This window comes from Mesorhizobium sp. M7A.F.Ca.US.002.01.1.1 (assembly GCF_004022955.1).
GTDB classification, from domain to species: Bacteria; Pseudomonadota; Alphaproteobacteria; order Rhizobiales; family Rhizobiaceae; genus Mesorhizobium; species Mesorhizobium ciceri.
Genome location: NZ_RZQE01000310.1, coordinates 1 through 7079, shown reverse-complemented (window position 1 = coordinate 7079; position 7079 = coordinate 1). Strand labels below are relative to the sequence as shown.

Below are 7079 nucleotides of genomic sequence, written 5' to 3'. Positions count from 1 at the left end.
ATCGATAAAGAGTGCGCCTTGCCTGGCCTTGGGCGCGATGTCTTCGTAGACGGAGAGGACATGCTTGCCTGCAGGCAGCATGGTGATCACCACGTCGGCATCCTTCACCGCGGCCAAGGCATTCGCCATAATCGTCACGCCATGTTCCTTGGCGACGGTGAGGTTTTCCGGAACGAGGTCGAAACCGTTCACCGCATGCCCGGCCTTGACCAGATTGGCGGCCATTGGATTGCCCATATTGCCGAGGCCGATGAAGGCGATCGTCGTCATTGTCTGTCTCCCAGAGTTGCTGGCTTCAACGGCCAATCAGCGCGCGAGCGATGATGACGCGCATGATCTCGTTGGTGCCTTCGAGGATCTGGTGCACGCGCAGGTCCCGCACCAGTTTCTCGATGCCGTAGTCGTGCAGGTAGCCGTAGCCGCCGAGCAGCTGCAGTGCGTCATTGGCGACATTAAAGCCGGTGTCGGTGACGAAGCGCTTGGCCATCGCCGACCATTTGCCGGCATCCGGCGCCTTGCGGTCGAGCTTCGAGGCGGCGGCATAAAGGAAGATACGCGCCGCCTGCAGCTCGGTCTCCATGTCGGCCAGCCTGAATTGCAGCGCCTGGAATTGATTGATCTTCGAGCCGAAAGCCTTGCGCTCGGCGGTGTAGGACAGCGCCTTGTCGAACGCCGACTGCGCGCCGCCCAGCGAACAGGCGGCGATGTTCAGCCGGCCGCCGTCGAGCCCGGCCATGGCGATGCCGAAGCCAGCGCCTTCGTCGGACAGAAGGTTCTCCGCCGGCACCTTGCAATCCTCGAAGATGACCTGGCGGGTCGACTGCATGTGCCATCCCATCTTGTACTCGTTTGCCCCAAAGGAGAGGCCCGGCGCATCTCTGGGCACGACGATGGTGGAAATGCCTTTCGGCCCGTCCGCGCCGGTGCGCACCATGACGGCATAGACATCGCTGTCGCCGGCGCCGGAGATGAACTGTTTGGTGCCGTTGAGCACATAGTCGCCGCCGCTCTTCACCGCACGGGTCTTGAGCGCCGCGGCGTCGGAGCCGGAGCCTGGCTCGGTCAGGCAGTAGCTGGCCAGCCATTCCATCGAAGTGAGCTTGGGCAGGAAGCGCTGGCGCTGTTCGTCATTGCCGAAACGGTCGATCATCGAGGCCACCATGTTGTGGATCGAGATGAAGGACGAAAAGGCCGGATCGGCGTGCGACAGCGCCTCAAAGATCAGCACGGCGTCGAGCCGGCCAAGTGCCGAGCCACCGACATCGTCCCTGATATAGATGCCGCCGAGCCCGAGCGGGCCGGTCTCGCGGATCACGTCGGCCGGGAAATGCTTGTTGCGGTCCCAATCGAGCGCATTCGGTGCGACACGGTCGGCGGCGAAGGCCTGCGCCATCTCCTGGATGGCGCGCTGCTCCTCGTTGAGTTCGAATTGGCTGGTGCTCGCATCGACCGCGGCGTCCATGGCGTGCTCCCTGTGTGCTGGCCAGCTAGCTCGCTGGCCTGTTGTTTTTGGCTTTGCGCGCGCACCAATCTAGACCAATGATGCCGCCGCGCAACCCGATCCCCTGCGGAGCGGCTGTGCATCAATGCATGTCCGGAGCAAGATGTGACGACAAAATTCGATGAACTGCTGGGCCGGTTCCACGCATACCTTGCGACCGTGGATCATGTCCTGATGCGCGATGCCGTGGCCCGGATCGGCTGGGACATGCCGGCCCGCACGCTAGAGCCGCGTCCGCTTGCCTGCCTGCGCCATCTCGATCGCGCCGCCGAACTGGCGCCTCCGGATGCCAAGCCGCTGGTGCAACTGCTTGCCGGACGTCGGAATGATTTCCGCTGGGGGCAGACTTATGGCGAGGCGGATTTCGGGAAAGAGTTCATCGAGAATTACGGCTGGCTGGAAGTGTTCGGCACACGTGGCCACTTTGCCAATGACGCGGCCGCCGCCGGCCTGCTGATTCTTGGACCAGATATCGTCTATCCCGACCACCATCACGTCGCCGAGGAAATCTACATTCCGCTGACCGGCGGCACCGAATGGCGCATGGGCGAGAGCGGCTTTTGCATGCGTACGGCCGGCGAGGTCGTTCATCACGCTTCCAACGTCAATCACGCCATGCGCACGGGCAAAGACCCGTTGCTGGCGCTGTACATCTGGCGCGGCGGGCCGTTGGCGCAGAAATCCGATATCACCGGAACCGTGGCGCAGGGCAGGGACTGATGGCCAAAGCGATCATGCTGCAAGGCACGGGTTCCGACGTGGGCAAGACGGTGCTGGTCGCCGGCCTCTGCCGCGCGGCAAAAAAGCGTGGGCTGAAGGTGCGGCCGTTCAAGCCGCAGAACATGTCGAACAATGCCGCCGTCGCCGAAATTCCAGGTGACAACAATGCCGGCGGCGGTGAGATCGGCCGCGCGCAATGGCTGCAGGCGATCGCTTGCGGTGTCGCACCATCGGTCCACATGAACCCGGTGCTGCTGAAGCCGCAGACCGATGTCGGCGCGCAGGTCATCGTGCAGGGCAAAATGTTCGGGGAAGCGCGGGCGCGCGACTACCAGGCGATGAAGGGCCGGCTGATGGACGCCGTGCTGGAGTCCTGGGGCAAGGTCGGCGAGGGCGCCGATCTGGTCATCGTCGAGGGCGCCGGCTCGCCGGCCGAGATCAACCTGCGCAGCCGCGACATCGCCAATATGGGCTTTGCCACGCGCGCCGATGTGCCCGTGGTGCTGGTCGGCGACATCGATCGCGGCGGCGTCATCGCTTCGGTGGCCGGCACGCATCTGATCCTGCCGGAAGAGGACCGGCGCATGATCGCCGGCTATCTCATCAACAAGTTCCGCGGCGACGTTTCGCTGTTTGACGACGGCCTGAAGTCGATCGAGACATTCACGGGCTGGCGCTGTTTCGGTGTCGTTCCGTGGCTGAAGGCGGCGGCACGCTTGCCTTCGGAAGATTCGGTGGTGCTGGAGCGGCTGGCGTCCGGCGAAGCGCGCGCGTTGAAGGTGGCGGTGCCGATGCTTGGCCGCATCGCCAATTTCGACGATCTCGACCCGCTCAAGGCTGAGCCGCAGGTCGAGGTGGTGTTCGTGCCGCCGGGAAAGCCGCTGCCCGCCGATGCCGGTCTGGTGGTCATTCCAGGCTCGAAGTCGACAATCGGCGATCTCTTGAAATTCCGCGAGAACGGTTGGGATCGCGACCTTCTTGCGCATCGCAAGCGCGGCGGCCATGTCGTCGGTATCTGCGGCGGCTTCCAGATGCTCGGCCGTATGGTGCGCGATCCCGACGGCATCGAAGGCAGCGTCACCGAAGCCGAAGGGCTCGGACTGCTCGACATCGAAACGGTGATGGAGCCGGAAAAGACGGTGCGCAACGTCAGGGCCCGTTCGGTGCCGTTCGACCTGCCGCTCGAAGGCTATGAAATCCATCTCGGCCGCACCACCGGGCCGGATACGCTGAGGCCGTCTGCAGTCATCAATGGCATCGATGACGGGGCAGTGTCGGCCGATGGCAAGGTGATCGGCACCTATATGCACGGTCTGTTTGGCACCGACGGCTTTCGCGGAAGATTCCTCGAAAGCCTCGGCATCAAGGGCGGCGGCATCGACTACCGAGCCGAGGTCGAGCGGGCGCTGGACGAGGTCGCAGCCGAGCTGGAGACCCATCTCGACTGCGACGCGATCTTTGCACTGGCGCGGTAATTCGCGGTTGGCTCAGCCCTTGTCGCTTGCCTTCGGCCAGTAGGTGCCGAAGGACCAGACGTTGCCTTCCGGGTCGCGGCAGATGAACTCGCGGCTGCCATAGTCGCGGTTGGTCAATTCCTGGATGATCGTGGCGCCGGCCTTCCTGGCCTTGGCATAGGCGGCATCGGCATCATCGACGGCGATGTAGATCGGCTTGCCGCCGCCTGAGCCAGGTTCGCCGACCATCTTGCCGTAGTCGTCGTCGCGCGCGGTGCCCAGCATGATCATCGAAGAGCCGAAAACCAGTTCGGCATGGTGCACGACGTCGCCTTCGCCATAGCGGGCCCGGACGCCGAAGCCGAAGGCTTCGCCCAGCCAGTCGCTCATCTTTGCCGCGTTCCTGTAGCGCAAGGCGGGGTAGAGGCGGGGCGCTTCGGTGGTGGTCATGTCGATCTCCTTCAGCGGGGTTGGTCGATGCCCCACTGTGGGTAAAGGCCGTTCCGGCGTCTTGAAGAAATGTTACCTGGCCGAGATTCCGGTTGGTGTCTCGCCGGCGAGGTCGCGGAATTCGCGCACCAGATGCGCCTGGTCGGCATAGCCGCAATCGGCTGCGATATCGGCCCAGTCGACGGCCTGCTGCCTCGACAGGCCGAGCGCGCGGTTGAAGCGGACGATGCGCGACAGTGTCTTGGGGCCCATGCCGATGGCGTTGGAAAAACTGCCGGCGAGATGTTTGCGGCTCCAGCCCAGCCTTTCGGCGATCGATGCAATGCGGGTCCGGCCGCCGGATGTGATGATGCGGTCATAGGCCCAGGCGATTTCAAGTGGCGTCTCGGCGGCATTCTCGAGACGGGCGGTGACGAAGGCTTCGGCCATGTCGAAACGCGTCGTCCAATCCGGCGCATTGCCCAGCCGTTCACGCAGCGCCAAGCCCTGAGCGCCAAGCACGTCGTCGAGGACGACCATGCTGTCTGTCAGTTCGCTCATCGGCAGGCGGAAGAAACGGTGTGCGCCAAGCGGCGTGAAGTTGACCTGGACGCAGCAGGCGCCGCCGAAGGATTCGATCACCACCGGTCCGGCAAAGAGGCCGGCGGCGAAACTGGCGAAGCGGTCATTGTCGCCGGGGGCCTTGCCGAGGCCGATGGCGAAGGGTTCGGCGAAGCTGATGACCAGCGGTACGGTGAGCGACGCATATTCGACGTTGCGCATATGGCCGGGCGCCATTTCGCGATAGCCGCAAATGTCCGACACAATGCCCTGAAGTCGAGGATCGGGCAGGCGCCGGCGCATCTCAAACCGCCCGGCGACGGACCGGTCCTGCTCTTGCTGGGGTTGCATCTTGACTGGCATCGGCCATCCTCGCGCCAGTCAAATCTAACAGACCCAGGGCCGGAATCAAAAGCGCCCGGCTTTTGGCCGGGCGCTCCTCGTCCCCACTTCAAGGGAAATGGTCAGGCGCCGCGCATCAAGCAACCGGCGGCGAGTACGATGTAGGCGATGAGAACAATCCACACCGATGCGATTGGAATGAACGCAAGAATGCCAAGCGCGGCGAGAATGCCGATGATGGCGATAACAAGGGAAATGATGAAAACAATCTGGGTAGGCGCGCTGAGATTCATGTCTGGCTCCTCCAACATGATTCGAACAGCCTCATTCTATCAGGGCGTGTAGTCACACACCAATCATGACACGCAGTGGGTTGGCCGGGTCGGCCAGCAGCTTCACCGCCAGTGCAAGGCAGACGATCACCAGCAGCGGCTTGATCAGTCTTGCGCCGATGCGCATGGCCAGGCTGGCGCCGACGCGAGCGCCGAGGAACTGGGCGACGCCCATCATCAGGCCGATCTTCCAGTAGACGACGCCGAAGGCCGCGAAGACGATGAAGCCGCCGATGTTGGAGGCGAAGTTGAGCAATTTGGTATGCGCCGTCGCCTTGAGCACGCCGTAGCCGGCAAGTGCCACGAAGGCCAGCATGTAAAAGGAGCCGGCGCCCGGTCCGAACAGGCCATCGTAGAAGCCGATGGCGGGCACCAAGGTCAATCCAAACAGGAACGGCGACAGGCGCTCGGCGCGGTCGACATCGTTCATGTTGGGCTTGAACGCGAAGTAGAGCGCGATGGCGATCAGCACGATGGGCAGGGCAGCCCGCAGTATGTCGCCCGGCACGATCGTCGCCAGCAAGGCGCCGATGGCGCTGCCGACAAGGGCCAGAAGCGCCGACGGCAATTGCCGGCGCAGGTCGACATGACCCTTCGACGCGTAGTGGATGGTCGCCGAGCCCGAGCCGAACATGCCTTGCAGTTTGTTGGTGGCGAGCGCCTGGACCGGCGTGAAGCCGGCAAGCAGCAGCGCCGGCACTGTGATCAGCCCGCCGCCGCCGGCGATCGAATCGACAAAGCCCGCGGCAAAAGCGGCGAAAGCGAGCATGGCGACGGTCTGGATGCTAAGGTCGATCATCTGATGTATGGGGGTGTCCGGCTGGCTGAAATATCGGGCGTTCGACCACGGCCGCCCTGTTTGCGCAAGATCGATTCCGCGCTACCTCTATCCCAGCGCATCGCGCCTGGATTGTGTTTGTGTAGTTAACCCGGAAAGAGGCTCCTGATGGCATTCGCATTGCTGGACCAGATACGTCAGATATTCGACGGCGACCCCGGCGTGCGCAAGGTGGCGGACGATCCGGTCCTATCGGCGGAACTGCTGATGCTGTTTCGCATGATCCTGGCCGACGGGTCGGTCAGCGAGAGCGAAATGGTTGCCTTCCGGCGCATCTGCAAGGATGCCTTCGGCATTCCGGAAAGCAGCATCGACAGCGTCATCGAATATCTCAACGAGTTCGGCTACGAGACCAATGGCTCGCAGGCGATTGCACTGTTCCGCGATCTCGACGTCGAGCGGCGCCGGCAATTGGCCAAACATATGGCGGAGATCGCCAAGGCGGATTCGCAACTGGCCGAGAGCGAGATCCGCCTGCTGCGCCGCACGCTCGACCTGCTCGATATCAATCCGGTCGATGTGGTCAAGACGCAGGAGTGATCGGGCCGCCTTCTCTCCTGATCAGCCTTGCTCCCGCAGCCGCTCCGCGATCGCCCGGTGCAAGTCAGGGGCGGCGGTGACAAGCGCCTTGGCAGCCTCGGACTGCGGGTGGTCGAGCACTTCGCTCGTCTTGCCGCGCTCGACGATCTTGCCGTCATGCATGACCAGCACCTCGTCCGTGATGGCGCGGGCCACGGTCAGGTCGTGGGTGATGAAGAGGTAGGCGATGCCGAGCTTCTGGTTGAGCTCTGCGAACAGATCGAGGATCTGGGCGCGGATCGAGACATCGAGCGCCGAGACCGGCTCGTCGGCAACGACCAGCTTGGGGCGGGTGATGATGGCGCGGGCGATCGACAGGCGCT

At 63.5% G+C, this 7079-nt stretch carries 9 protein-coding genes and 1 pseudogene; 3 read left to right on the top strand and 7 right to left on the bottom strand.

Going from position 1 to position 7079, the window contains the following annotated elements:
* Positions 1 to 270, bottom strand: a 270-nt coding sequence (locus EN932_RS24640; protein WP_164890604.1) for an NAD(P)-binding domain-containing protein, incomplete at its 3' end; no start/stop codon positions are given.
* Positions 271 to 295: 25 nt separating this feature from the next.
* The gene (locus EN932_RS24635; RefSeq protein WP_127384791.1) at positions 296 to 1462 is read right to left on the bottom strand and encodes an isobutyryl-CoA dehydrogenase; all 1167 of its coding nucleotides are present in this window, start codon (positions 1460 to 1462) and stop codon (positions 296 to 298) included.
* Positions 1463 to 1606: 144 nt separating this feature from the next.
* Between EN932_RS24635 and EN932_RS24630 the strand changes: the two genes are divergently transcribed.
* Both EN932_RS24630 and EN932_RS24625 read left to right on the top strand, forming a co-directional pair.
* Entirely contained in the window at positions 1607 to 2221 is a 615-nt protein-coding gene (locus EN932_RS24630) for a dimethylsulfonioproprionate lyase family protein (RefSeq protein WP_013531208.1), read from the top strand.
* On the top strand, positions 2221 to 3696 hold the full coding sequence (locus EN932_RS24625) for a cobyric acid synthase (RefSeq protein ID WP_127369209.1): 1476 nt from the start codon (positions 2221 to 2223) through the stop codon (positions 3694 to 3696). The genes EN932_RS24630 and EN932_RS24625 overlap by 1 nt, the downstream gene beginning before the upstream one ends.
* A gap of 12 nt (positions 3697 to 3708) precedes the next feature.
* Here the strand turns inward: EN932_RS24625 and EN932_RS24620 are convergent, their stop codons facing one another.
* The 4 genes from EN932_RS24620 to EN932_RS24605 form a co-directional block, all read right to left on the bottom strand.
* Positions 3709 to 4125, bottom strand: a complete 417-nt coding sequence (locus EN932_RS24620) for a VOC family protein (RefSeq protein ID WP_128369129.1) — start codon at positions 4123 to 4125, stop codon at positions 3709 to 3711.
* Between the two features lie 72 nt (positions 4126 to 4197).
* Positions 4198 to 5028, bottom strand: coding sequence for an AraC family transcriptional regulator (locus EN932_RS24615; protein ID WP_127369210.1), 831 nt, complete (start codon positions 5026 to 5028; stop codon positions 4198 to 4200).
* Positions 5029 to 5129: 101 nt separating this feature from the next.
* Complete coding sequence (locus EN932_RS24610; RefSeq protein WP_127369211.1) at positions 5130 to 5300, bottom strand: hypothetical protein; 171 nt, start codon at positions 5298 to 5300, stop codon at positions 5130 to 5132.
* A 52-nt stretch (positions 5301 to 5352) separates the two neighbouring features.
* Positions 5353 to 6138 carry a TSUP family transporter gene (locus EN932_RS24605; protein WP_127369212.1) on the bottom strand — a complete coding sequence of 262 codons (786 nt, stop codon included), beginning with the start codon at positions 6136 to 6138 and terminating at the stop codon, positions 5353 to 5355.
* Positions 6139 to 6285: 147 nt separating this feature from the next.
* Between EN932_RS24605 and EN932_RS24600 the strand changes: the two genes are divergently transcribed.
* Positions 6286 to 6717 carry a TerB family tellurite resistance protein gene (locus tag EN932_RS24600; protein ID WP_064993702.1) on the top strand — a complete coding sequence of 144 codons (432 nt, stop codon included), beginning with the start codon at positions 6286 to 6288 and terminating at the stop codon, positions 6715 to 6717.
* A gap of 21 nt (positions 6718 to 6738) precedes the next feature.
* On the opposite strand, the pseudogene EN932_RS24595 reads toward EN932_RS24600, so the two are convergent.
* Positions 6739 to 7079 (bottom strand): annotated as a pseudogene (locus tag EN932_RS24595) (microcin ABC transporter ATP-binding protein); the annotation flags it as partial.

What these genes read in the sequence shown, in the direction of transcription:
- EN932_RS24635 (WP_127384791.1), bottom strand. Translation starts at nt 1,462, where the DNA reads ATGGACGCCGCGGTCGATGCGAGCACCAGCCAATTCGAACTCAACGAG.
- EN932_RS24625 (WP_127369209.1), top strand. Translation starts at nt 2,221, where the DNA reads ATGGCCAAAGCGATCATGCTGCAAGGCACGGGTTCCGACGTGGGCAAG.
- EN932_RS24620 (WP_128369129.1), bottom strand. Translation starts at nt 4,125, where the DNA reads ATGACCACCACCGAAGCGCCCCGCCTCTACCCCGCCTTGCGCTACAGG.
- EN932_RS24615 (WP_127369210.1), bottom strand. Translation starts at nt 5,028, where the DNA reads ATGCCAGTCAAGATGCAACCCCAGCAAGAGCAGGACCGGTCCGTCGCC.
- EN932_RS24610 (WP_127369211.1), bottom strand. Translation starts at nt 5,300, where the DNA reads ATGAATCTCAGCGCGCCTACCCAGATTGTTTTCATCATTTCCCTTGTT.
- EN932_RS24605 (WP_127369212.1), bottom strand. Translation starts at nt 6,138, where the DNA reads ATGATCGACCTTAGCATCCAGACCGTCGCCATGCTCGCTTTCGCCGCT.
- EN932_RS24600 (WP_064993702.1), top strand. Translation starts at nt 6,286, where the DNA reads ATGGCATTCGCATTGCTGGACCAGATACGTCAGATATTCGACGGCGAC.